This is a genomic window from Winkia sp. UMB3158 (genome assembly GCF_030217145.1).
GTDB classification, from domain to species: Bacteria; Actinomycetota; Actinomycetes; order Actinomycetales; family Actinomycetaceae; genus Winkia; species Winkia anitrata.
Genome location: NZ_JASONH010000005.1, coordinates 167,322 through 191,775, shown reverse-complemented (window position 1 = coordinate 191,775; position 24,454 = coordinate 167,322). Strand labels below are relative to the sequence as shown.

The window sequence follows — 24,454 nt, the reverse complement described above, 5'->3', positions numbered from 1 at the left end:
GAAAAAGTGCCCCCGAGACGATTCGAACGTCCGACACCCGCTTTAGGAGAGCGGTGCTCTATCCCCTGAGCTACGAGGGCAACGCCATAAGGTTACCAGCATGAAGGCCGACTAGCTAAATGCCTAGTCGGCCTTCACAAAAAATGTAAGCGAAAACTCTACCTATCCCACTTCGGTGCCACCGCGTCGCCCTCGTCTCGGCTACGGGTGGGTACCACCATGACCGGGCACTGCGAGTGCCCCAACACCGCCTGGGAGGTAGACCCAAGCAACAACCCCGCAAAGCCGCCCTTGCCGCGACTACCGACCACTACCAGGTCAACCGCAGTAGAGAACTCCGTGAGCAATGCCGCCGCGTTTCCATCTAGCGCATGGCGACGAATAGTTACCCCGTCCCTGTCCTGGACATTCTGCACCAGTTCAGTTAGGCGCTGGCGCGTGTCCTCGATGACTGCATCGCGATCCACAGACGCTGGGAACCAGCCCATGGTCGAGGACGAAGTAGCAAGCGGCACAGCAGAAACTACTGTGAGCTCTGCGCCCCACGCCTTTGCTTCCTTCACGGCGTACCGCAGCGACGGGCTTGCCGCAGAAGAACCATCCACACCGACGACGATGCGCTTAGCGGGAGTGAAAGCGGGGCCGGAATGGTGACGAGGCACTACCACTACCGGACAAGATGCGTGCGCGGGCAGAGCCGAAGAGACGGTCCCCAACAGCCTGTCGGCGAAGCCCCCGCCTCCCCTGGTACCCACAACTACCATCTGGTAGTCCTCGGAAAGGTCGATCAGTACGCCAGCCGGATCACCCGGCTCAAGAACAGTATTAACAGTAAGCCCATCCCGCTTAGCCGCCTGCGCGGCCTCATCAACAACTGCCTGCGCGGAGGCCTTGATCGTCTCGTCATCTAGAGCGGCATAGCCACCGCCCAAAGAAGCGGCGGTAAAGGAAGGGAGCGCATAGGCGCAAACAATCGTGAGCTCACTGCCGGTACGACTGGCTCGGTCAGCCGCCCACTCGACAGCTTGCAGGCTCTCCTTCGAACCATCTACACCAACCAGGATTGCTTTACCAGACATAGGAACCTCCCAAAAGGTATTACCTACTCCCTATTGTGCACTATTAGCACGCCTAGTGGGACAAATTTACGTACGCCACTTCTCACATAAACCCCTCTAGCAGGCAAAATATCGATAAACTACCGCCCTCGCAGACATAAAAAACGCGCCCCCGAGCAAAAAGGGGCGCGTTCTATCTAAAAGTTTTTGTTAACGAGCCATCCGGTAGTAGTGGAAGGAAGTGTATACATCACCGATGACAACGCCAGTTGCGGGTGTAGCGGCGTGGATCATCTTGCCATTGCCTAGATAGATGCCGACGTGGCCGGGGGTCCACATTAGATCGCCGGGCTGAGCCTCGGCTGCGGAGACCTCGTAGGAGCCCATAGCAGCTGCCTGACCTTCAGACTGGTGCGGCAGAGAAATACCGAACTGGCCGTACACAACCATGGTGAAGCCGGAGCAATCGAAAGCATCCGGGCCAGCAGCACCAAAAACGTAGGGCATGCCCAGGTAGCGCATCGCAATGTCAACGATCGCGTTGCCGGTAGCGTCAGAGTGGCCGAGCTGCTGAGTGGAGGACGCCTCAGTGGTATCCCCATCCTGCTGGGTGCTGGAAGCAACCGCTGCACGGTTCTGGCCCTGCGTCTTGGAAGTCTTAGCCTCGGAGTAAGCAGCCTTGGTCTTGGTGCTGGAATCGTCCCAAGACTTGATGGTGGCCTTGACCGAGCCGTTCTTGGCAACGCTGCTCTTTAGAGTCTTCGCTACGCTCGCAACGTTGACCCCTTTAGCTGGCGCCTGGTGGCCGACGGTGCCTGCTAGGGCCGGCACTACCACGACGCCGGAGAGGGCGATAGAAGTACCTACGACGGCGCCTGCGCGACGACGAGTAGCAGGTGCGGCAAGAGAATTGCCGAGTTCGGTCAGAGGTGTCGAGGGGCGGCAAGCTGCGCGATGCCGACCAGCGGACTTCTTAGCCAAGATGACTCCCATTAGCTCCTCACCAACTACTGGCACTCGCACCGTTTGCTCATTGATTTCCGCTTCTGCGAGGCAAGTTTGAGGACTCGCAAAAACGCGATCTGAAGATCTGTCGAGAAAAAGCATAACCGGAAGATAACGGTTTGTCACGTTTTTATTACAGAAACGCGGGACAGATCACGCGAATATTAATTTATGGCTACGAACAGGTGGGCCAGCAAGGAGGCATCGAAACGCACATCCCCCCTGGTGGAGGCAGATTTCAGGCGGGCGACGTCGCCCTCGACCAAAATTGTTACAGTTGTGCCCACCTGTATGGAAAATTGTTGCAATTGCCCTAAAACGCCTGGCTCTGCCTGTAGCGGCTCCCCGAAACGAGTGATCTGCACCTCTTTGTTGCCGTCCAGTTCAAGCTCTGAGGCAGCTACCTCGTGCCGTTCAGCCACAGGCTTGTGACCGGGGATCGGGTTCCCGTACGGATCCACCGCGGGATCCCCCATCACATCCGCCAGCCGCTCCTCTACTTTCTTGGACAGGACATGCTCCCACCTACAGGCCTCTTCATGTGCCTCGGCCCATGGCAGTTTTAGGGGGCCAACAAGCAGGCATTCAACAAGGCGGTGTTTTCTTATTACCTCTATCGCCCGCGAACGCCCCTCCTTTGAAAGCTGAATAATACGATCTTCACCGACAAAAACTAGCTTGTCGCGTTCCATCCGCGCCACAGTTTGCGACACGGTAGGCCCAGATTGGCCCAATCTTTCAACGATTCTGGCACGCAGAGGAGGGATGCCATCTTCTTCCATCTCGAAGATAGTCTTCAGATACATCTCCGTGGTATCGATCAGATTGCCCACGTGCTCCTCCTTATCGCGCAAGTTGCCGTTAATTCTATCCAGACTACCTAGTTCTAGCCGGGCGAGATCGCTAGGGTTAGTTTATGGAGGAACTGCAACTACCAAAATCCCTACTGCCCAGCGACGGCCGGTTCGGCTGTGGCCCAACAAAGATTCCGCCCTCGCATCTACAGCAGGTGGCGGCCTCGCCCCTGATGGGTACCTCCCATAGGCAGCAACCGGTGCGAGCGCTGGTGGGTTCCATCCAAGAGAGGTTCCGCGACTACTTCGGCCTACCCAAGGAATACGCGGTAGTGCTAGGCAACGGAGGCGCCTCCACTTTTTGGGCTGTAGCCACCACTTCCCTGGTGCGGCGCCGCAGTGCTCACGCGGTGTTTGGAGCGTTCGGACAAAAATTTGCTGCGCATACCGCTGCCGCTCCGCATTTGCGCGATCCGGTTATATACAAGGCGGCCCCCGGGTCTTTAGCAATGGTGCGTCCCAACGCCGAGGTCGACGCCTACGCCTGGGTGCATCACGAAACTTCCACGGGGGTTGTCAGTCCGTTGCAGGTCCCCACTGCAGGAGGCTTGCGGCTTGTGGACGCCACCTCCATCGCGGGAGCGCTTCCTCTTAGTACGCTCCCCGACGCGTACTACTTTTCGCCGCAGAAGGTGTTTGCCTCCGACGGGGGCCTCTGGTTTGCCTTCCTCTCTCCGGCGGCAGTCGAAAGAGCCCACGAGTTGGCAAGCGATCAGCGCCGGTGGATGCCCGACGTGTTGAACCTGGCGCTGGCAGTAGAAAAGTCTGCCGCCCAACAGACCGTGAACACCCCCGCACTGGCCACGCTGATCCTGCTCTCGGAAGAACTGGACGCGCTGATAGATGCCGGTGGGCCACAGAAAGTGGCAGCTGCGTGCGCCCGCAAGGCACAACTGATCTACGAATGGGCAGAGTCTTCCGACTTCGCCACTCCCTTCGTCAAGGTACCTGCACTGCGTTCCCCGGTAGTTGCCACAATAGATATAGAAGGACTGGACGCAAAGGCCATTAGTAGCGTCTGTCGCCGCGCGGGCATTGTCGACATCGACTCCTACCGCGCCTTGGGGCGCAACCAGCTGCGCATAGGCACCTACCCCGCAGTCAGCGAAGCGGACGTGTGCGCGCTCCTTGAATGTCTAGATTGGATTGGCGCGCACCTCTAGTCGTCCTCGGCGCGTTCGCGTGGCCCGTAGCTGGTGAGGAACGGGCGATACCGTTGCACCTGCACCTCTACCTGCCACTTGCGCCACGCCCAAACGCCCATGACGAGGGCGATAATCACCGCTGCGATAGAACCTATGCCAATCGACCAGCGCGGCCCCCAGGCTTCAGCAACCCACCCGACGATCGGCGCCCCTATGGGGGTGGCTCCCATGTTGACGGTCTGGTAAATAGAGATGACCCGCCCTCGCATGGAGGGATGGGTATACATCTGAATTGCCGCGTTCGCCGTAGTGAGCATGGTTAGCGTGGCAAGCCCGGTAGGGATCAGCAGCAACGCAAAGGTCCAGTACCCGGGTGCTAGCGCTGCCGCTCCCGAGGCCACCCCAAAGGCGAGGGCGGCGAGGACTACGATCCGCACCCTGGGGTACCTGCGGCGCGCCGCAAGCAAAGCTCCCGCCAAGGTACCCACCGCCATGGCAGAAGTGAGCAGCCCGTACGCCTCCGGACCGCGATGGAACTGGACGCGGGCCATGACCGCGGTAGTCATCTGGAAATTGAGGCCGAAGGCGGACACGACGCCGGCAATGCACATGATCACTATGATGTCGCTACGCCGCTTGATGTAGCGGAAGCCCTGCATAAACATGCCCTTGCGCTCGGGCTTTTTGGCTGGCGCCGATTCGTAAGTCTCTTTGATCAGGAACATGACGAACACCGGGCCGGCAAAAGTAAGTGCGTTCAGCAGAAACACCCAGCCCGGCCCGACCGCGGCCACCGCGACACCGGCAACGGCTGGCCCCACTAGCCTGGCCATATTAAATGAGGTCGAATTGAGCCCCACTGCATTGGGCAACATTTTTGGGGGCACTAGAGAAGAAATATAGACCAGCCGCACGGGCGTATCAGCTGCTGCCACGCAGCCAGTAAGGAACGCAAACACGTACAGGTGCCACAGCGCTGCAGTGTTGGTAAGTAGCAGCACTGCCATCACAATCGCCAGGATCCCCATTGCGGACTGCGTAAAAATTAACAGCTTGCGCTTATCCATTCGATCCGCCAGCACTCCCGCTGCGGCGCCGAACAGCAGCATGGGCAAGAACTGCAGGGCGGTGGTTACCCCCACCGCAAAACCAGAGTTATCTGTCAGCTCAGTAAGAACCACCCAATCTTGGGCCACCCGCTGCATCCAGGTACCAACATTGGCAAACACAGACGCTATGAACCAGAGCCGATAGCTTCTAAACTTCAGTGACGCAAAGGTTCTTCCCATACATTCATCTTCGCTCACTTCATACAAATTTGCAGGCCGCACGGGGAATGAAAATTATTCGAGGGATCCGCGTCCGCCTTCTGCCTCAACCTGGCCCCTACATATCTGCCGCTACCTGTCCCCCCTATATAAGGAGAAAAAGAACTGCCCAAGCCAGCTAGTGGCTTGGGCAGCTCCAAGAGTTATTTACTCAGGCAAACAGCGCCTTGATGGGGCCGAGCACAAAGTAGAACACGAACAAGATTGCGACTAGCGCCATCAGCGGGTGAATTTCGCGCGCCTTGCCGCGGGCCAGCTTGATGATGGTCCAGACGATAACGCCCGCACCGATGCCCACCGTGATCGAGTAGGCGAAGGGCATCATGGCCACAGTCAGGAACGCCGGGATTGCAATCTCGGGATCCTTCCAATCGATGTCCAGCACCTGCTGCATCATCAAGAAACCAACGAAGACCAGCGCGGTCGAAGCAGCTTCAGACGGTACGACCTCGACCAGCGGGGAGAAGAATACCGACAGCAAGAAGAAAGCACCAGTAAACACGGTAGCCAGCCCAGTACGTGCGCCCTCGCCAACGCCTGCGGAAGATTCCACGTACGAAGTGTTCGAGGACGTGCCCGCCAGGCCACCGACGGCGGCAGCAATGGAGTCAACCAGCAAGATTCGGTCCGAGTGCGGCGGGATGCCGTTCTCGTCAAGCAGGTCGCCCTCGGCACCGATCGCAACCATGGTGCCCATGGTGTCAAAGAAGTCGGCGAGCAGTAGCGAGAAGATGATCAGCACTGCGGCTATTGGGCCCAGCTTGGAGAATGCGCCAAAGAAATCGATCTGGCCCAGGGTGGCAAAATCGGGAAGGCGGATGGGCGAACCAGTCAGGTTCGGAGCATTAAGCCCCCACCCGGTTGGGTGAGCTACCTTGCCAGTTTCGTCATGCATGGCCGGAACGTGCGCAATTGCCTGCACAATTACCGACAAAGTGGTGGCACCGACGATACCGATCAGGATCGCACCGCGAACTTTCTTCACGTACAAGATGACGATCAGGAGCAAGCCAACCACGAAGATGAATGCAGGCCAGCCCGCAAGGGAGCCGTCAATACCCAGCTGTACCGGAGTCCCGCCAGGGCGGATGACGCCAGCATTGAGCAGGCCAACGAAAGCAATAAACAGGCCGATGCCCACAGAAATAGCAGTCTTCAATTCGGCGGGAACTGCCCTAAATACGGCCTCGCGCAACCCGGTAAGAACCAGCAGAGTGATCGCTGCGCCCTCCCAGAAAATCAATCCCATTGCTTCGGCGTAGCTGAGTCCCATAGCACCGCACAAGGTGAATGCCACCATCGCGTTTAGGCCCATGCCCGCAGCAAGCGCCAATGGGTAGTTTGCGACAACGCCCATAAGAATGGACATGAGGCCAGCCACCAAAGCTGTGCCTGCCGCAATAGAAGTAGGAGGAATCGACGAATCGACTCCCCCTAAAAGATTGGCGTTGACTACAAGAATGTAGGCCATCGCGAAGAAGGTAACTAGACCTCCGCGGAATTCGCGCCCAACTGTAGAGCCACGCTCACTAATGTGAAAGAACTTATCAAGCCCGCTGCGGTTCGCAGCTGCAGTAGTGTTTGATGCCACGTCTCTTCCAATTCAATGGGGAACAGTCCGCACCAATATTTTCAGAGTTTTTCCCGCAGCGGAAAACTGCTTGCTCACACTTTTCGTAGATAAGGGCCAAAAACGGCATAAATAAGCCATTTTTGCATAAATGTTCTTCGCGCCACGTTACGAGGCAGTTACCTCCAGATCGGCGTCGCTGAGCGCCGCCTGATTCTTTGGCACGGTAGTGGGCGCTACGTCCTCGTCAGTTTCTGAGTGGGCCCCACACACGTGATCCAGGCTTACTACCCTGCCGTCAGAGGGCGACCATTCATTGGCACACACCCCAAACATGGTGCGCATCGACCCGTGCAACTTCATCAGAAAACCGCAGGTGGAACACTGTTCCCCCTTCTTCTTGCGCGCGCGTTCCGGACCGTGCTCGCGGGACCGGTACCAGCGCTTAGCTGCCTGATCACGCCCCTCAGGGGAGAGCACCCGCTTGCGCCCCAGTCCGACCTCGTCAATCTGGAGGGCGTCCCGGTTTTCCTGATCTACCTGCGTGTACCCAGGTTCTAGGCGCTCGTCCTGTTCCTGGTAGGGCAACGTGTCGCCGGGACGCATGTCGCCTGGCTTCAGCCGCTCTTTCCACGGCACCCACTTGGGAGCCAGCAGCGCGTCCGGGCCAGGAATCAGCGCGACCTCGCAAATAGTAGCCTTGCGGCCCCGGGGCACGCGGGCAAGGGTAGTGACCCAGCGCCACCCGCGATAGCCGGCCTTCAGGCAATCAAAGGAATGGGTGCCCAGCCGCACGTCATCTAGAACAAAATCTAGATGTTCACCGACTTCATCTGGCTTTGCAATTGCCAGTAAAGCCTCCCGGGCGAGCTCTACCGCCCCGGCTAGCACCTTGTCAGTTTCAGGCATCAAAATCATCCGCAACTGCGCGCAGTACCGACGCGATCTTTTTCCCATTTGCGGGGTAGCGTCCCTTGCGCAACGACGTAGAAGAATAATCCAACAGTTTGATCAGGTCCTCGACAACGGGCACCATGACCGAGGGCTTACGCCGGGCCTGCTTCGCTAGGGAAGGCATTGGGGCCTCGACTGTTAGCCCAAATGCTTGCGGCCCTTTTCGCCCATCTGCAACAGAGTATTCCACCCTGGTACCCGCCTTCAGATGCGTGGTACCGGCGGGAAGAGCCGAGGCGTGCAAGAACACTTCTGCCCCGTCGTCGCCCGCGATAAAACCGAATCCGCGGTCGGCGTCAAACCACTTCACTTTGCCAGCTGGCACTTTTACTCCTTCAGTACTCTTATGCGTTATCTAATGATAGCCGAGGGCGGGGCTAGGAAGTATATTCGCCTGATCACTTCCATAACCTTTTCGCAAGCTGCGAATAATTGCGCGGCTTGGCCAGCGAAAGAGCAACATACTTGCAACAATATGCTTATGAAGCACTTTTCCCGTCTCCGCAAAGCAGCGGCCGTCTTAGCGGCTGGCGCCGCCTGCATGTTTGCATTCCCGGCTGGGGCTGCCGCGCAGGAGCCCTACCCTATTGAAGACATGATTTCGGATAAGGCGAACGTATTGGACTCGCAGGGGCTAGCTGAGGCCAGGGAAGCTGCTCAGGCTACCCGATCTTCCAAGGCGGGCAACTTCAACGCGGTCTTCGTCGACGACTTCTCGGGCATGTCCACTGATACCTGGTGTGAGCAGACGATGCGCGAGTCTTCACTGCTAGGTCGCAACGTCCTAATGGTGGTCGCGGTCAAGACTCGGGATTACGGCTTTTGCTTCGGCAACGAGGTGGAGCTGTCCAGTTCGCAAAAATCCAGCATCGACCAGGCCGCGGTGTCGGCACTGTCTAACGAAAACTGGGCGGAAGCGGCCATCCGCCCCGCCAAACAGATGCAAGACATGGAACCGGGCGGCAGCTCCCATTTGGGCGGCAGCGGCCTTTTATCGCTACTGGGCAGCGTACCCGTGCTACTTGGCTTCGGCGTGGTGGTTATCGGACTGATAGTTATGGCGCGCAGACGCAAGCAGTCGCCCTCCCAGGTAACGGGGCAGCGCCAGGGCGTACCCACCAATTCGCCAGAGCAGATGCAGCAGGTAGTCCAGCAGGCCGGCTCCGTCGCCCTGGAGGCGGACAACGCGGTGCGCGCAGCTGAAGAGGACGTCCTATTCGCACGCGCCCAGTTCGGCGCCACCCGCACCGACTCCTTCGAGGCGGCATATCAGAGTGCCTCCAAGGAACGCGACCAGGCACTCGGCACGCTCAACCAGATGAATCAGGCGAGCCAGCTGCAAGACAAATTCGCGCTGGCAAACCAGGTACTCCAGCATGCCAACACGGCCCTGCAGATCATCCAGGCCAAGCGCCAAGAATTCGAGGAGCTGTCCAACGACCAGGCGCAGGCCGACAAAGGCTTGCAGGATGCGGAAAAACGCATTGGCGAATCCAGGCAGAACCTGCAGCCGGCCAAGGCAGAACTAGAGAACCTGCACCTGTCTTTCCCCGGAGTCAACCTCTCCTCAATTGACGACAACGTGGACCAGGCCAACGCACTATTGGATTCCGCGGCGCAAACCGTAGCAGAAGGCAAGAAGGCGTTTTCACAAGACAATCGGGCCAGCGCGGTAGAACATCTGCACTTGGCACGGCGGGCCATCACCCAAGCGAACGGCCTCCTTTCGGGCATCACCAATGCCCGCCAGAACCTGGCTCAGTCCAACGAGTCGCTGCTTAGGGCCATCGGCTCCATCAGCTCCGACTTGGACGACGTGGCCCGCGAAAACCAAAAACGCGGCCAGTCCCTGTTCGAACCGCTAGTTGCCGAAGCAAAGGCAGCCATCGAATTTGCGCAGCAGGCACGCGCAGGCAAAGCCGATCCGCTGGCCGCCGCAGAGCGCATTCGCACCGCCGAGGACGCCCTCGACAACGTACTGGATCCAATTAGGCAGCAGAACGAACGCGACCAGCGCAAAGCCGGCATCTACCAGGACCGCAAGCAGAGCGCGCAGTCCCACATTGCCGAGGCCGAATCCCTGATCTCGCCTAACCGCGGCATGGTAGACGTGCAACTGCGCTCGCTAGTGTCGGGAGCCAAGAACAAACTCGAAAACGCCCGCCAACTGGAAAACACAGATATAACCACCGCCCTCACGCTTGTTACTGAAGCCGACAAGGATGCCCTGGAAGTAATCAACCAGATGCGCAACTTCACGCCGCGAGGCGCCATGGGAAACTACCAGGGTGCCGGCGGGATCGACATTGGCTCATTCCTACTGGGCGGCCTACTCTCGGGCGGGCACCACTCCAGCTGGGGCTCTTCAGACTGGGGCTCCTCTGATTGGGGTTCCTCCGACGGCGGCTTTGGCGGCAGCTTCGGCGGCGGCAGCTTCGGCGGCGGAGGCGGCTTCGGTGGCTCCTTCGGCGGCGGCAAGTTCTAACCATATTTCCTCCAACCAATTTTCATTCACGAAAGGCAAGAAATGGCTGAAAAACAATCGATTCTAGGACGCATCACTCAGCTGGCAAAGGCCAACATCAACGCGCTGCTGGATCGGGCAGAAGACCCCGAAAAGATGCTAGATCAGCTAATCCGCGACTACACCAACTCCATCGCTGATGCCGAAAACGCAGTAGCCCAAACCGTAGGAAACCTGCGCCTGGCCGAGCGCGACCGCGAAGAAGACTCTAAGGCCGTTGCCGAATGGGGTCGCAAGGCGGAAGCTGCCTCTTCCAAGGCCGACGAACTGCGTGCTGGCGGCGACACTGCCCAGGCCGACAAATTCGACAACCTGGCCAAGATGGCCCTGACCAAGCAGATGCAGTTCGAGGACGAAATCAAGACCGCCGACCCGATGATCGCCTCCCAGACTCAGGTAGTCGAGAAGCTAAAGTCCGGCCTAAACGACATGAAACTGAAGCTGGACCAGCTAAAGTCCAGGCGTGACCAGCTGGTCGCCCGCCAGAAGACCGCGGAGGCACAGAACAAGGTGCGCGACGCGATGGGCTCCATCAACGTCATGGATCCGACCTCTGAACTCAGCAGGTGGGAAGAGAACATTCGCCGCCAAGAAGCACAGGCTGCTGGCAAGATCGAACTGCAGAAGGATTCCTTCGAATCGCAGTTCGAAGAGCTAGAAAAGATGGGTCAGCAAAGCGAGGTCGACGCTCGCCTCGCCGCTTTGAAAAACAAGAAGTAAAAGCCGCTAGCTAGCAGTGCCCCGGAGGAAACTCCGGGGCACTTTTTGCCCTGGCTCCGAAGGCGCGGGCAAAAAGTGGCCACCCCGAAAGGGGTGGCCACTGCGGAAACTACCGATTACTTAGTGCGTCGTCGCTGCAGGAGTACGCCTCCCACCGCGAGCAATAAGCCTGCCACTGAAAGCAGCGCGGTTGCCGCTACACCGGTATGCGCGAGCGCCCCGGCATGGCCGGCTTTACCAACTACGGTCTGCCCATAATGGCCGTCCTTACCCGGCTGTCTGGTCTGCCCATCATGGCCGTCCTTACCCGGCTGTCCGGCCTGCCCATCATGGCCGTCCTTACCGGGTTTGTCCGCCTGGCCGTCATCTCCGCCTTGCGGCTCGTCGGGATCAACCTGCTCTGCAGCCGTCAGATCCTCAACTAGCACATTGTCGATAGTCATGTCCGACTGTGCACCGCCGCCAGCTTTTTCGATTCCGAACCAGTATGCGCCCTCGCCAACTTCCACTTCATGGCTGAAGTGCTTGGTCCCGTCAGTGGGAGCAAAACTGTGCTCGAAGATCCGCTTGGTCTGCTCGCCGGGCACGTCCGTTCCCAGCACCAGTTTGTAGGTGTCAGGCCTTGCCACCTGGTAGTCGAAACCAATGCGGTATTTGTGTCCCTTCTGGAAGGGAACAGTTGCGGTGGTAGTGCGCAGAATCAATCCCGGGTTTTCCTCGTGCGACAGCAACGACCACTTGCCGTCGAGGACGTTGTCAATCAGCTTTCCGCCCTCGACAACGTTGCCAGCATCGTTCTTACCCCACCAGCCGCGCTGGGAGTACGGGGCATGCCGCTCCGCCAATTGGGTGCGCGCGTCGCCACCGGCATTGGCCTCGCCGGTAACGAACGGCCAATAGCCAACGTCCGGGTGTTCGAAGTCTTCGGCAACAATGGCGTTCTTCGGTGCCTTGGTTGGCGTGAACGAGGTGAGCCGCAGATCGTCGATGCTAACCGTGGCGTCGCCTGCCTTCGCTCCGATAGTGAAGTTCACCTTGCCGCCGGTAGTGGTAAAGGTGACGCGCGCCCGCTGGAAGTAGGTCCCCAGTTTTTCATCCGAGGCCGTAGAGTTCTTCGCCGTTGTGGAACTCAGGGTGGTCGTAGGCACGCCCTTTACTGTTCGCTGAGTGCCCGCTGCCTTCACCCCGGCACCGGTCACCGCAAGATTCACCTGGCGGGCCTTCCGCGGATCAATTTGAATCCATGCCGACGCATTGTAGGTACCGGCCGGTAGTTTGCCCTGTTCGAAGGTAGTAGTGATGGACGAATCGTCCTTGCCTAGTTCCGCCTGGAAGTTGCCTCGATCAGTGCGCACGACCCTAGCTCCGCCGGTAACGGCGTAGTGTTTCAGTCCCGCCGAGAAGAAGCCGGGATCTGCAATACCGGATCCCTCGCCCCAGGCCGGATCTACCTGCCGGTCCTGAGTATCCAGCACATAGGCCGACTTTGCGTCTGCCTTCAAAGTGACCTGCCCATTTACCACGGGCACAGTTCCCACCGCCTCGCGGCCAATGTCGGTCAGTCGGTACATCTTCAGTTTCGACGCCTTTGCCCACTCCCCGGTCAGCTGCCAGGTAGTGGTACCGCCCTTGATGTTGTAGTGGTACAGGCGATCGTTAGTCCACGGCAGCAGGTAGGCGCCGTCCTCGTAAACGGTTTTGCCGTCGTAGGTGATCTTCCGGTTGGTCGGAATCGTCTTTCCGTCGATCTTCTTCACCGGCGAGGTTGCCACCGTGCCATTTTCAAAAGTGATCTTGCCGTCTTCCCAGGTGCGGATAGCAGAGCGCTGCAAGAACTTGGTGGGCAAGTTGCGTTCCCACACGTTGGTGATAAACGGGTTGTAATCGATGTGCCCGGTCCATCCTTCGAACTCGACCACGTTGGTGTTACCCAGAATTGGGTCGGGGTTAAAGGTGTCGCGCCGGGAGTTTTCGACGAAACGGAACACCTTCGATTCGATGCCCTTATTATTTTGCCCACCGTAGTTCTCGTCATTAGACCAGTGCGACCACAGGGATATTTCGGGCAGGGAGTAAGACCATTCGGAGCCTACCTTCCAGCCCTGCTTCTGCAGTTCGGCGCCCAACCTGTTGGGTTCCCATCCGAAGTCGCGATAGACGTCGATATACAGCCAATCCAGATTTTCGGGCGCTTCCTTTCGCAGCTGCGCGAAACGATCCAGTACCTTCGCGGTGCCCAGATCCTTCGCCGAATCGATCGTATAAGCCTGGTTCATCCACCCCCAGGCTGCCTGTGGTGGCCAATTCAATAGGTCTTCGCCGAAGTTATGGGATTCCGAATAAGATTCGGTTACGTTGACGTGCACCCCCAGGTTCGCATTGAAGCGTTTGGCGCCCTCGGCTAGGATCTTCAGATCCTTCAGCCCACCGGCACGCTCGTTGTAGTGGCCGGCGTAGTCGGGGTGGGCGCTGTCGTGCCCTTCGGCCTGGTAGCCCTTCAGCAGCAGCTGCTGGCCCAGCCCATCAGTGGCGAGGGCGATTCGCTTCGTGTCGTCTAGAGTGCGCAGGAACGGGTGGGTAGCCTGCGACACGATGTTGAACGGGATGCGGGTGGATCACCTTGGTTGGTACTTCTTCGGCGCCGTTTGGAGCCTTCCGCAGGCTTCGCAGAGCGGTGGCGCCGTCCTGCCAGTCAACCTTGCCGTCCTCGTTGGCGTCCGCTACTGGCTTTACTGCAATCCAGGGATCCGCGTCATTGCCAATGGCATCGGTTGCTGCCGCCCCACGCCAGGTGAAGGTGCCTGGGTAGATGGTGGATTCTGTGGCGGTGTGGGTGTCCCACCGCCCGTTGGTCGCCAGATTCTTGTCGGGGTAGTCGGCGGTCGCGTCGTCAACCGCGTTCGATTCCATGCCGAAAGATATGCCCCTGGTGGTGGGCACTACCAGCCAGGATCTATACGATCCCCGTTTTAGTTCGGCCGGACTGGCGATCACGTCTCCGCTGTTCGCCCGATCCACGCTCAGTCGGGTCAGGGCGAGCTGTCCGTCCCGGTCTACTTTCACCAGTCCGAGGGCGGGGATCCGCACCCGGTGTATTTTGTGCTGCGGGTCCTTCAGGTTCGTAAGCGTGAGCTTGAACGTCCCGTCCTTTACGGTGGCTACAGCCTGCATCGTGACGTCCAGTTTGTCTACGCTCACGTCCCAGGTGGCGCTCGAGGACGTGGTATTGGCAGGAGTGAAGGTAACTTTCTGTTCCTGCTCATCAACCAGAATCGATTCGATCCCCTGACCGGCACCAGGTGCGCTCTTGCCGTCTACCTGCCAGCTCAAGATGGCCGGGCTCTTGCGAGCCAGTTCCACCGTGAGGGCGCCATCGCTGATAGTCAACGAGTCCGCTGCTTTAGCTTTCCTTGGTTGCGTCGCGCTTTTATCTGAGGGCTCGGGGGCCGGATCCGCGCTCGGCTCTGCCGCAGACTCCGCAGATTCTTCCGCAACCTCTTGTTCTGGCTCGGCCTGATCTTCGGCAGGCTGCTCTGCCTGCGCCTGGCTGGCCGCGTTTTCCTGGCTGCTTTGTTCTGGTTGGGGTTCTTCTTCAGCTAGCGCCGGGGTCACGCCCCATAGCGCTAAAGCTCCGGCTGCAAGCAGGGTTCCGCCCGCGCGCGCGAGGCGGCCCGCCTGTTTCGGCTTAGTTGACATCTTTGTCCCTTCGATGGTTTTTCAGGAACTACCCTATTGTGCTTACCTGTATGACGAAAGCAGTTTTGGTAAAGAATTGAAACTGAGCACGGGAAATGATTTCTTTCCTATGAATATGGCCCGAGCTACTAGTAGCCTTAAAAACATGGGTAAAAATTTAACTTACATAGTTATTGATGGGGAAAATATTGATGCCACGTTAGGCATGTCTGTTCTTGGCCATCGTCCAGAATCAGAAGAACGTCCCCGGTGGGATCGCATTTTGGAATATGCCCGCGAGCGATGGGGCGGCGAAGTACGTGCCCTATTTTTCCTGAATGCTTCTTCGGGGCATTTGCCTATGGCGTTCGTGCAGGCGCTCGTTGCGATGGGGTACACGCCCGTGCCGCTGTCCTCCACCAATCCCAACGACAAGGTGGTCGACATTGGTATTCAGCGCACTTTGGATGCCATTTTGGATCAGGGCGAGGGCGACGTCATTCTTGGCACTCATGACATCGATTTCTTGCCTCAGGTCGAGGACTTGTTGGATGCTGACAGGAGAGTAGGAATCATGTGTTTCCGCGAATTCTTGTCTATTGCTTTCAACGATTTTGTCGATGAGGGCATCGAGATCATTGATATGGAATATGACATGCATGCTTTCCAGGTGCCGTTGCCCAGGTTGCACATTATTCCGCTTGATGAATTTGATCCTACGAAGATTATTTAGTGGGCAGAAAGGAAGTCGGCTAGTTCGGCTTCCTTTTTTGTTTCGCTCCACTTGCATGCCCTAGCCACCACTTCGGCGATGGCTGGTGCCGCCTCTTTGCCAGCGTCTTGGTGGCGCCGGCCCAGCATCAGGCGCCGGTCTATGACGTCAGTTAGGGTGAGTGCTCCCTCGCTGCGTAGTGCCCACACAATTTCGACTTTTAGACGTTCGGGGGCTCCGGGGATCTTTTCGGCCAGCACCGGTTCTTGTTTGATTAGCGCCAGCATGTCTTCGACCTCGTCACCGTACCTGTTCAGCATAGAGGCGATGTGTACGGAGTCTAGGCCGGCGGTGGCGGCCACGGAATAGCGGGTGTTCCACATCTTGGCGTAGTCGGCTGCTCCGATCAGCGGCAGCTTGGCGGTGCGTGATGGCCGCCATTTGTCTAGGTGGCGCATGATTTGGTCGATGGTGCGTTCGGCCGTCAGCCGGTAGAGCGTCATTGCTCCCCCAAATATTGCCGTGATGCCCGAGCCTACGTCGGAAATGTACGGCCAACGCATGGTGGCTCCCTGCGGGTGGTCCTTGTCTACGATCAGATAGCGAACGCCTGCCCATGCCGATTCCACGTCGGCCCGGCTGATCGGCACTGACAGGTAGGAGTTGACCTGCTCTAGTAGTGCCTCAATGTCTTCTTCCAACACTTTGGGGTGAGACTTGTCGCCGTCGTAAGGCCGGCAGTAGGAGCCGATGATCCAGTGGGTTCGGCGCGGCACCAGGGTGATTGGGCGCGAGGGCGTAGCTAGGTAGACGCCGGTAGAGCCGCGGATGGCACTGCGCGGCACAGAAATGTTGACTCCTTTTTGCAGCTGCACCTTGTCGGCCAGTTCCGGTGACATCTGCAGGGACGAGGAGGCTACCCAGGGTCCGGTTGCCAGAACGGTGTGGCGGGCACGTACGCGGAAGCGGTGGCCTGGCCGCAGTTGATCAGAAACCTCTGCCCCGTTGACTTTGCCGGAGGCGTCGCGCAATATCTTAGTTGCCTGCACGCGCGAAGCCACCGTGGCACCGTAGCGTTTCGCCGTGCGCAACACGGTGATGACCAGTCGGGTGTCGGTTACGACGGCGTCAAAGAACCGAAGCGCGCCTGCCCTGGGACTACGCGCTAACGAGGGGAACGCGCGTACTGCCTCTTTCACCCCGCACGTGCGCGGCGGCGGCACGGCTCCCCGCACGCCAGCGCGGACCACCATGTCGTGGATGAAGGCTACGCCAATTTGGCGGATGCGATCCTTGATGCCAAATTCGATCGGCCAGATAAAGGGCATGAGTTTGACCAGGTGTGGCGCCGTGGTTTGCAGCATAATGCCACGTTCGGCCGCCACTTTTGCTATTTCGTGTACTTCGCGGTCCTCTAGCCACGAGATGCCGCCGTGGATCAGCCCCTTTGTTCTAGAAGAGGTGCCCTGGCCCCAGTCTTGGGCTTCGATTAGAGCTACGCTTAGCCCGCGGCTGGCCGCCTCGAGGGCGATACCCGCCCCATTTATGCCGCCTCCGATTACCAGGATGTCGAAGATCTCTCCGGCTTCCATCTTGGCTATGTCCCGCGCCCTCTGAGACGCGTTGAGCTGCGAATTTGCCACGGATCCCCCCCCTTCGATTTCCTGTAAAAAATCTATCACCACAAATGTGTGTGGCCCCGCCAAGGCGGGGCCACAGCTGAGACTTGTTCTAGCCTTGCCGCTTCACTAGTGGGAAGGTGATGGTCTCGCGGATACCAAGACCGGTAATAGCCATGAGCAAGCGGTCAATACCCATACCCATGCCACCGGCCGGGGGCATACCCAGCTCAATAGCCTGCAAGAACTCTTCGTCCACTTCCATTGCCTCAGGATCACCATTAGCGGCATCCAAAGACTGCTTCTCGAAGCGCTCGCGCTGGACCACCGGATCGTTCAGCTCGGAGTAGCCGGTAGCCAACTCAAAACCACGCACGTACAAATCCCACTTCTCTACAACACCCTTGCGCGAACGGTGCTGCTTGACCAGCGGAGAAGTATCCTCGGGGAAGTTCTTCACGAAAGTAGGCTCGTACAGATCGTCACCGACCTCTTCTTCCCACAGCATTTCGGCCAGCTTGCCCGGCACGTAGTAGTCCTCGACAACAATCCCACGCTCTTCAGCCAGCTCAACCAGCCGCTCACGCGGAGTCTCGGGAGTGATCTGCTCGCCAATCTTCTCGGAAAGAGTGGAATACAAATCCATCTCCTTCCACTCGCCACCCAGATCATACTCAGTACCATCAGCCAAAGTCACCAGCGTAGAACCGGTAGCCGCAATAGCCGCGTTCTGAATCAATTCCTTGGTCAACTGGGCAATAGTGTCGTAGTTGCCGTAAGCCGCGTAGGCCTCAAGCATGGTGAATTCAGGCGAGTGCGAAGAATCAGCGCCCTCATTACGGAAATTCCTGTTAATTTCGAAGTTGCGCTCAATGCCACCAATCAGGCACCGCTTCAAGAACAGCTCAGGCGCAATACGCAAGTACAGATCCGTGTCATAAGCATTCATGTGAGTGGTAAACGGACGAGCCGCCGCCCCACCGTGCAGGTTCTGCAAAATCGGAGTTTCCATCTCGATAAAGCCCTGCTCATCAAAGTAATCACGCAAAGACTTCACCACGCGAGCACGAAGACGCACCATCTCACGCGCCCTAGGCCGCATAATCATATCCAGCTCACGCCTACGAACACGCTGCTCCTCAGACAGCACCGACGCCCCATCCTTGCCCTCAAACGTCTTCGGCAAGGGCAAAATGGACTTACACGTAAGCATCCATGCCGGAGGAACAACCCCGGTACGCTCATCAGGAGTGCTCCCCGGAATGGCCATAACCGACAACTCGCCAGTACGCGAAGAAATAACCCGACCATACACAAACAAGTGATCGCCCAAGTCAACGTCGGCCTTGTAACTCTTCAATGAATCAGCACCGATCTCGCGAGCCGACAACATAGCCTGCAACTTGTTGCCTTCGCCGTCCATCAGAGTAACGAAACACAGCTTGCCAGTATTACGCGAAAGCATCACGCGCCCAGCAACACCAACAAAATCATCAGTCTCTTCGCCAGCAGCCAGATCATACTTCTCACGGACCTCGCTAATCGTGGCCGTAACCGGCACCAACACTGGATACGGGTTACGCCCATCAGCAAGCAAGCGCTCACGCTTTTCCGCACGAACACGCACCTGCTCAGGAAGATCTACTTTTACGTCTGCTGCTTCATTCGTTTCTTTTTGTGCCACGGTTAACAAGTGTACAGGTACTTTTGAGCTTGCAGGTAGTTTCTTTTGTCTACGTAGACCTGCCTGGAAACCTGTCGTTCACCGATTAGTCAACTGCGGGTAATAGTAGGCCGCTAGCTTTGGCGGCGTGAAACTATTACACAAAACTCTGGCGGGTATAGCCGCCATTTCTTTGGGCGCAGTAGGCTTCTCGCTTCCAGCCAGCGCCGATACAACCCCGGAACCGCCGGCATCCGCAACGGGCGGAATTGACCTAGATAAGTCCGAGGGCGCACGCGGCTCAATCGCCGTTGTTCCTGACACCCAGTTCTACTCTCGTTATGGCGAGGGACAGAACGACATGTACACGAAGAACTTCCCCGACCTGCCCAACCCCTACGATTCCCAGGTGCAGTGGATCATCGACCACCAGAAGGACTACCACCTGGCGATCACCCAGCACCTTGGGGACGTGGTCGATCAGGTGACGGTAGACGGGCAGTGGGACCTGGCGTCCAAGTCCCAGAAGAAGCTCGAAGATGCAGGCGTTCCGTACGCAATCATTCCCGGCAACCACGACTGCCACGACTGTGTCCCGCAATGGCAGGGAAAACCCTCGGACCTGTTCTCTAGCTACCAAAGGAATTTCCCGGTCTCGCGTCAGGCTAAATCCTCTACCTTCCAGGAGGCTTCGCCCTCGGGACTATCCAATTTCCACGAATTTACCGTGGCCGGGGTCAAGATGGGCTCAGTCAACCTGCCCTGGCATGCGGACGATGCCGAGATCGCGTGGGCAGGAAAGATTCTTGACGCGAACCCGAAACTTCCCACGGTGATCACCTCGCACCAGATCATCAACGTCGACAGTGCAGGCAATCCCTTAGCTACCGATTTTGGCGACAAGCTGTGGGACAAGATTATTCGTAACCACCCGCAAATCTTCCTGACTATCAACGGTCACCACCACGGCTCCACCAACCGCGTGCTCAAGAACGATGCTGGACTGGACGTGTTCGAGCAGCTGGTCGACTTCCAGGGCGCCTACCAAGGCGGCAATGGCAAGATGTCCATGTTCGAATTCGACTTCACCCACAATCAGCTCTCGCTCACTTCCTTCAGCCCCTGGGTGGTGCAGAAGCCGCAAAAGCAGGTTACCCCCTTCGACCACGCGATAGACAAGAGTGTGGGAGCCACCTACACCGTCCCCATCGATTTCAAGAAACGTTTCGAAGCATTCGGAGCCGAGTTCACTCCCGAGGGCAGTGTCGCCTCCTCCACCTCGAAGCTGCGGTCCTGGCTAAATGCCAACTTCACCCCCGCCGAGACCATTGCCAAGCCTGCCCCCACCTCCTCCACCGACTACCCGAAGGTGGATGGGACTCTTGCCCACTGGCGGCCAGCCAAGCAAGACGGAAAGCTGGCGCTAAAGGATCTGAGCGGAAACGGCAACGACATGGCGCTAGCAGGCCCGGCCGACCTCGTCACACTTTCGCAGGATGCCCCCACCGATTCGGCTGAAAATTCTTCGCTCGCGTTCTCTCCGGAGGGCAAAGGCCAATTTGCCCACTTCGCCACCTCTAAGGATGCGCCGCTAAACAAGGCTGCTCTGAAGGATGGCTACACGTTCGAAACATTCATCAAGATCGACAAGAACTATTCCGAAGCCAATCACTGGATGGCGTTTGTTACCCGCGAAGGGAAACGTTCTGACATCAAGAATTTCGGCGAAGATTCCGACATTGAAGAACCTCCTCTAGCCGGCGCCATCTCGTCCCTGAAAGAGGTCCAGTGGGCTTTTGCAGATGCCGAGGACGTCTCCCTTGGGCACTCGAACTGGTCCTGCGAGATTCCCGTGGGGCAATGGCACCACATTGCAGTTGTAGATGATCCTAAGATCGACGCCGTAACCATGTACGTCGACGGCGCTCCGGCACTGCGCGCAACCAACGGCGCGCACGGCCTCAACCCGGTAAACGCCGGGGCATGGCTCATTGGAGGGTCAATTTACGACGGAAAGCTCAATACCGGCTTTTACGGCAACATCGGGGAAACCCGAATCGTAGACCACGCGCTCAGCTCCGAGCAGTGGCTGACTGCCCGCTCCGCAGATAAACCGGCCCCCACCACGGACAAGCCGGCAACTGACAAGCCGGCAACTGACAAGCCGGCAACTGACAAACCCGGCACCGAAACTCCCACCGCGGAAGGTTCTTCGCAAAAGCACCAGTCCGCCTCTGGCGCAAATAGAACTGTGCCCTCCCACCTTTCCCACACCGGCGTAAATCTTGCTGCCACCTTGGCAACTGTCGCCGCTGTAGTTCTGGTAGGAGGGACGCTGATGTTCTTGCGCAGGCGCGAGGACTAACCCTTCACAGAGCCTGCCGCTAGGCCGGACTGCCAGTACTTCTGCAGTCCCAAGAACAAAATAATCAGTGGTACAACCCCGAGGAGGGCGCCCATCATTACGGCTCCCTTTTCGGGGTTGTAGTAGCTCATCATGCCGTAGAGACCCAGGGTGACCGGTTTGATCTCTTGCGAGGAAACCATCATCAAAGGCAGCAGGAAGTTATTCCAGGTGGCCACGAAAATGAACAGGAATATGGTGACCATAGCTGGCGCTAGCAGTCGAAGTACCATGGTGAAGAAAATCCGCGCCTCGGAGGCGCCGTCGATACGGGCGGCCTCGATCAGTTCAGTAGGCACCGAGGACTGGGCGTAAACACGGCCCAAGAACACCCCGAAGGGGCTTACACACGACGGGATAATAATGGCCGCCATAGTGTTGGTGAGTCCCAGGTGCTGGAACACGATGTACATGGGAATGGTCAGCAACGCTACTGGCAGCAGCAACCCGCCCATAATGACGCCCATAGCCACGTTCTTGCCGGGGAAGCGGAATTTGGCCAGGCCGTACCCTGCCATTACCGAGATGAGGGTGCCGATGACGCCGGCTACCGTAGAATACACAAGTGAGTTCAGCACCCACCGCCAAAACATGCCGTGAGTCCAGCTCATCAGCCGCCGGTAGTTGTCGGCGAACCCCTGCACGATTCCGTCAAAACCCGAGGCGAACCAGACGCCCGAAGAACCCACCAGTTCAGGGTTCGACTTCGAGGAAGCAATGATCACCCAGTAGACGGGGAATAGGAAATACACCAGCGCGAGAAGCAACAACCCCGTGGTAATCCACTTTGCCGCCGAACTTGGCGCGACCGAGCGGACGGGCACGCCCTCTAGCGAAGGCCGATATTTGATTCCGCTTTTGGTAGTCAGAGTGCTCATTTTGCGGTCTTCCTATCTACTAGGGCGTACACGATGGCGAGGGCGCCTGCGAACACCGCCATCACAATGGATACTGCCGAGGCCGGCCCATCGCCCGAGGGCGAGAGGTTGCCCATCATGGTGTTGTAAGCCATCATCATCGGCGTGTATGCCTTCCCCATCCAGGTTTGGGAGGTGGCCATGATGGAAGGCTCGTTGAACAGCTGAATCGTACCGATGATAGACAGGAGCACTGCCAGCAGTGCTGCCCCGCGCACCAGTGGAATCTTGATGCGGGTAACGATCTGGAACCCGGTGGCTCCGTCAATGCGGGCGGCCTCTGAAAGGTCCGCGGGGATAGCTTGCAGTGCCGCCAAGAAGATCAGCATGTTGTAGCCCGTATACGTCCACGTGGTCATGTTTGCCATGGAAGCCAAGATGACGTTGCGGGACAAGAAATTTACGTTGATGCCCAGTGAGGAGAGCCCAGAAACGATTGGCGAGAGTTCCGGCGTGTACAGGTACAGCCAGATCATTGCTGCTACGATGCCGGGAATAGCAAACGGCAAGAAATAGCCAAGCCGGTAAATAGTTACGTGTTTTGTTAGGAATGAATCCAGCAATAGCGCGAATATAAGCGCCAAGATGATCATCACGGGCACCTGGAACAAGGTGTACAGGATTACCCTGCCCATCCCCCGCCAGAATTCTGTATTGGCGAGGACGGCCTTGTAGTTGGCGAGGCCAACGAAGGTAGATACGGATTCCCCACCCCCAAATGCGCCTCCTCCCGACGCTTCTTGCGCGAAGAAGGACGAGAAGATGGAGACGCAAATGGGGATTAGGAATACAAGGATGAACAGGAGGCAGAAGGGCGCCATGAACGCCCACCCGGTCCTTGCATCATGTCTTTCTCTGGCGCGCGAACCTCGGTTAGCTAGCCCTTTAGGCATTGCAGAGGAGCCGCGGACTTTTTCTGCACTCACTTGTTCAATTCCTTATCAATGTTGCTAGTTAGCTACCGGCAGTTTCTGATCCTGCAAGGACTTGACGGAGGCATCCTGTGCAGTCTTGAAAACGTCAGCAACCTTCTTCTCGCCAGTAGCGGTGTTAGCTGCGGTCTTGTTCATTTCTTCCATGACTCCGCTGAAGCCAGGCATGTAACCGAAGTCCTGAGCCATTACCTCGTTGGCCTTAGATAGCTCGGCAAAAACGTCCTGGCCACCGTAGAACTTGGAGATCTTCTCGGGAGTCTTGGCATCGCCCTTGGCGGCCACTACTAGACCCTGAGACACGAGCGGTTCAATTTGAGTGTTGAACCAGCCAGCAAAGTCGACTGCCGCCTCGGGTGCCTTGCAGCCCTTCATCACGGCTACGCCAGAACCACCGTCGGGGCCAGACTTGACTCCCTGACCGTAGTCCGGCAACTGGGTAACGGCCCATTCGCCCTCGTTGTCAGTTCCAGCCATGTCGTCGACCAGTAGCGGAGCTTCCCAAGCAGCACCGATGGTGCCAATGAGCTTCTTGTCGCCCAGTGCCTTCTTGAAGGAGTCATCCCAGCGATTTTCGGTCAGCACCGCCTTGCTGTCTAGCAAGTCCTGCCAGAACGCGGCAACCTTCTGCGACCCCTCGCCGTCAGTCTTTACTGCCCACTTGTTGTTTTCCACCTTGTACCAGCTGTCTCCAGCGGCGGCAGCCTGAGCGCTCAGCCAGAAGGCGGATTCGTCCGGCTGGAAGTCGGCAATGTACTTGCCAGCAGCAGCAGCCTTCTTGGCAGCAGCCTTGAAATCATCCAGATTCTTCGGGGCTTCGATGCCAAGCTTTTCGAATTCTGCCTTGTTGTAGTAGTAGACCAGCGGGCCAGTATCCTGGGGCAGTCCGACAGTCTTGCCGTCGACGCTCATTAGCGAGAACGGGCCGGCAGCAAACTTATCCTTGTATGCTTCAGCCTGCTTCGTAACGTCCTCAACTAGTCCCTTGGTGTACATCTCCGGGACCTCGGAGTAGCCCAGCTGAGCCAAGCACGGACCGTTATCAGCCTTGATGTCGGTCTCGAGCTTCTTAGTCAGTTCCTGTGCCTTGCCATCGAACTTGGTGGCCTTGACCTGCTTGTCAGGGTTTTCCTTGTTCCACTTCTTCACAATTTCATCGACCTTGGTCATTCCCTCGCCATCGGGCAGGCGGTGGATGAACTGGATCTGAGTATCGGAAGAACTAGAAGTCTCGGTATCTTTCTTAGTCTTGTCAGCGTCAGAAGAGCACGCTGCCAGAGATAGGGACGCAAGCGCGAGCACAGCGATGCCCGCACCGGCTTTACGGAAATTCCTCATTATGAACCTCTTCATTGAAGTGAATAAAATACGCGG

General features: G+C 57.8%; 19 protein-coding genes and 1 tRNA gene. 5 read left to right on the top strand and 15 right to left on the bottom strand.

Annotated features, from left to right (window positions below):
• Positions 1 to 7 precede the first annotated feature (7 nt).
• The 4 genes from QP400_RS07405 to QP400_RS07390 form a co-directional block, all read right to left on the bottom strand.
• A tRNA-Arg gene (locus tag QP400_RS07405) sits at positions 8 to 80 on the bottom strand.
• 78 nt (positions 81 to 158) lie between these two features.
• Positions 159 to 1,079, bottom strand: coding sequence for a universal stress protein (locus QP400_RS07400; RefSeq protein ID WP_285462607.1), 921 nt, complete (start codon positions 1,077 to 1,079; stop codon positions 159 to 161).
• Positions 1,080 to 1,268: 189 nt separating this feature from the next.
• Entirely contained in the window at positions 1,269 to 2,051 is a 783-nt protein-coding gene (locus QP400_RS07395; RefSeq protein ID WP_004806408.1) for a C40 family peptidase, read from the bottom strand.
• A gap of 176 nt (positions 2,052 to 2,227) precedes the next feature.
• Positions 2,228 to 2,896, bottom strand: a complete 669-nt coding sequence (locus tag QP400_RS07390) for a metal-dependent transcriptional regulator (RefSeq protein WP_004806410.1) — start codon at positions 2,894 to 2,896, stop codon at positions 2,228 to 2,230.
• Positions 2,897 to 2,979: 83 nt separating this feature from the next.
• On the opposite strand from QP400_RS07390, the gene QP400_RS07385 reads away from it, so the two are divergent.
• A complete protein-coding gene (locus tag QP400_RS07385) occupies positions 2,980 to 4,080 on the top strand; it encodes an aminotransferase class V-fold PLP-dependent enzyme (RefSeq protein ID WP_004806413.1) in 1,101 nt (366 codons plus the stop codon).
• Here the strand turns inward: QP400_RS07385 and QP400_RS07380 are convergent.
• The 4 genes from QP400_RS07380 to QP400_RS07365 all read right to left on the bottom strand — a co-directional run bounded on the left by QP400_RS07380 (position 4,077) and on the right by QP400_RS07365 (position 8,239).
• A complete protein-coding gene (locus QP400_RS07380; protein WP_004806415.1) occupies positions 4,077 to 5,351 on the bottom strand; it encodes an MFS transporter in 1,275 nt (424 codons plus the stop codon). The two genes, QP400_RS07385 and QP400_RS07380, sit on opposite strands and share 4 nt — an antisense overlap.
• Before the next feature lie 190 nt (positions 5,352 to 5,541).
• On the bottom strand, positions 5,542 to 6,981 hold the full coding sequence (locus QP400_RS07375) for an NCS2 family permease (protein ID WP_004806417.1): 1,440 nt from the start codon (positions 6,979 to 6,981) through the stop codon (positions 5,542 to 5,544).
• A gap of 147 nt (positions 6,982 to 7,128) precedes the next feature.
• Positions 7,129 to 7,869, bottom strand: coding sequence for a DUF3027 domain-containing protein (locus QP400_RS07370; RefSeq protein ID WP_004806418.1), 741 nt, complete (start codon positions 7,867 to 7,869; stop codon positions 7,129 to 7,131).
• Positions 7,862 to 8,239 carry a cold-shock protein gene (locus tag QP400_RS07365; protein ID WP_004806420.1) on the bottom strand — a complete coding sequence of 126 codons (378 nt, stop codon included), beginning with the start codon at positions 8,237 to 8,239 and terminating at the stop codon, positions 7,862 to 7,864. The genes QP400_RS07370 and QP400_RS07365 overlap by 8 nt, the downstream gene beginning before the upstream one ends.
• Positions 8,240 to 8,395: 156 nt before the next feature.
• On the opposite strand from QP400_RS07365, the gene QP400_RS07360 reads away from it, so the two are divergent.
• A complete protein-coding gene (locus tag QP400_RS07360) occupies positions 8,396 to 10,399 on the top strand; it encodes a TPM domain-containing protein (RefSeq protein ID WP_040315083.1) in 2,004 nt (667 codons plus the stop codon).
• Between the two features lie 42 nt (positions 10,400 to 10,441).
• Positions 10,442 to 11,158: a PspA/IM30 family protein gene (locus QP400_RS07355; RefSeq protein ID WP_004806426.1), complete on the top strand. Its 717-nt coding sequence runs from the start codon at positions 10,442 to 10,444 to the stop codon at positions 11,156 to 11,158.
• 116 nt (positions 11,159 to 11,274) lie between these two features.
• Here the strand turns inward: QP400_RS07355 and QP400_RS07350 are convergent, their stop codons facing one another.
• Positions 11,275 to 13,749, bottom strand: a complete 2,475-nt coding sequence (locus tag QP400_RS07350; protein ID WP_285462604.1) for an endo-alpha-N-acetylgalactosaminidase family protein — start codon at positions 13,747 to 13,749, stop codon at positions 11,275 to 11,277.
• Complete coding sequence (locus tag QP400_RS07345; protein WP_285462602.1) at positions 13,682 to 14,854, bottom strand: hypothetical protein; 1,173 nt, start codon at positions 14,852 to 14,854, stop codon at positions 13,682 to 13,684. Before QP400_RS07345 ends, QP400_RS07350 begins: the two co-directional genes overlap by 68 nt.
• 145 nt (positions 14,855 to 14,999) lie before the next feature.
• Here QP400_RS07345 and QP400_RS07340 point away from each other — a divergent pair, with 145 nt between their 5' ends.
• Positions 15,000 to 15,566: an NYN domain-containing protein gene (locus tag QP400_RS07340; RefSeq protein WP_040315167.1), complete on the top strand. Its 567-nt coding sequence runs from the start codon at positions 15,000 to 15,002 to the stop codon at positions 15,564 to 15,566.
• Here the strand turns inward: QP400_RS07340 and QP400_RS07335 are convergent.
• Both QP400_RS07335 and QP400_RS07330 read right to left on the bottom strand, forming a co-directional pair.
• A complete protein-coding gene (locus tag QP400_RS07335) occupies positions 15,563 to 17,188 on the bottom strand; it encodes a glycerol-3-phosphate dehydrogenase/oxidase (protein WP_004806431.1) in 1,626 nt (541 codons plus the stop codon). The two genes, QP400_RS07340 and QP400_RS07335, sit on opposite strands and share 4 nt — an antisense overlap.
• A gap of 88 nt (positions 17,189 to 17,276) precedes the next feature.
• Positions 17,277 to 18,848 carry a lysine--tRNA ligase gene (locus tag QP400_RS07330; protein ID WP_004806433.1) on the bottom strand — a complete coding sequence of 524 codons (1,572 nt, stop codon included), beginning with the start codon at positions 18,846 to 18,848 and terminating at the stop codon, positions 17,277 to 17,279.
• Positions 18,849 to 18,975: 127 nt separating this feature from the next.
• On the opposite strand from QP400_RS07330, the gene QP400_RS07325 reads away from it, so the two are divergent.
• Positions 18,976 to 21,192 carry a LamG-like jellyroll fold domain-containing protein gene (locus QP400_RS07325; RefSeq protein WP_285462600.1) on the top strand — a complete coding sequence of 739 codons (2,217 nt, stop codon included), beginning with the start codon at positions 18,976 to 18,978 and terminating at the stop codon, positions 21,190 to 21,192.
• Here QP400_RS07325 and QP400_RS07320 read toward each other — a convergent pair.
• From QP400_RS07320 to QP400_RS07310, 3 genes are read right to left on the bottom strand one after another with little or no spacing between them, the layout of a single operon-like run.
• The gene (locus tag QP400_RS07320; RefSeq protein ID WP_004806437.1) at positions 21,189 to 22,109 is read right to left on the bottom strand and encodes a carbohydrate ABC transporter permease; all 921 of its coding nucleotides are present in this window, start codon (positions 22,107 to 22,109) and stop codon (positions 21,189 to 21,191) included. The genes QP400_RS07325 and QP400_RS07320 overlap by 4 nt on opposite strands.
• Positions 22,106 to 23,041, bottom strand: a complete 936-nt coding sequence (locus QP400_RS07315; protein ID WP_040315171.1) for a carbohydrate ABC transporter permease — start codon at positions 23,039 to 23,041, stop codon at positions 22,106 to 22,108. Before QP400_RS07315 ends, QP400_RS07320 begins: the two co-directional genes overlap by 4 nt.
• A gap of 57 nt (positions 23,042 to 23,098) precedes the next feature.
• Positions 23,099 to 24,418: an ABC transporter substrate-binding protein gene (locus tag QP400_RS07310; protein ID WP_004806442.1), complete on the bottom strand. Its 1,320-nt coding sequence runs from the start codon at positions 24,416 to 24,418 to the stop codon at positions 23,099 to 23,101.
• Positions 24,419 to 24,454 lie beyond the last annotated feature (36 nt).

Bases quoted from the DNA above. Each gene is read 5' to 3' on its own strand.
- QP400_RS07400 (WP_285462607.1), bottom strand. From the start codon at position 1,079: ATGTCTGGTAAAGCAATCCTGGTTGGTGTAGATGGTTCGAAGGAGAGC.
- QP400_RS07395 (WP_004806408.1), bottom strand. From the start codon at position 2,051: ATGGGAGTCATCTTGGCTAAGAAGTCCGCTGGTCGGCATCGCGCAGCT.
- QP400_RS07385 (WP_004806413.1), top strand. From the start codon at position 2,980: ATGGAGGAACTGCAACTACCAAAATCCCTACTGCCCAGCGACGGCCGG.
- QP400_RS07380 (WP_004806415.1), bottom strand. From the start codon at position 5,351: ATGGGAAGAACCTTTGCGTCACTGAAGTTTAGAAGCTATCGGCTCTGG.
- QP400_RS07370 (WP_004806418.1), bottom strand. From the start codon at position 7,869: ATGCCTGAAACTGACAAGGTGCTAGCCGGGGCGGTAGAGCTCGCCCGG.
- QP400_RS07360 (WP_040315083.1), top strand. From the start codon at position 8,396: ATGAAGCACTTTTCCCGTCTCCGCAAAGCAGCGGCCGTCTTAGCGGCT.
- QP400_RS07355 (WP_004806426.1), top strand. From the start codon at position 10,442: ATGGCTGAAAAACAATCGATTCTAGGACGCATCACTCAGCTGGCAAAG.
- QP400_RS07345 (WP_285462602.1), bottom strand. From the start codon at position 14,854: ATGTCAACTAAGCCGAAACAGGCGGGCCGCCTCGCGCGCGCGGGCGGA.
- QP400_RS07340 (WP_040315167.1), top strand. From the start codon at position 15,000: ATGGGTAAAAATTTAACTTACATAGTTATTGATGGGGAAAATATTGAT.
- QP400_RS07320 (WP_004806437.1), bottom strand. From the start codon at position 22,109: ATGAGCACTCTGACTACCAAAAGCGGAATCAAATATCGGCCTTCGCTA.
- QP400_RS07315 (WP_040315171.1), bottom strand. From the start codon at position 23,041: ATGCCTAAAGGGCTAGCTAACCGAGGTTCGCGCGCCAGAGAAAGACAT.
- QP400_RS07310 (WP_004806442.1), bottom strand. From the start codon at position 24,418: ATGAGGAATTTCCGTAAAGCCGGTGCGGGCATCGCTGTGCTCGCGCTT.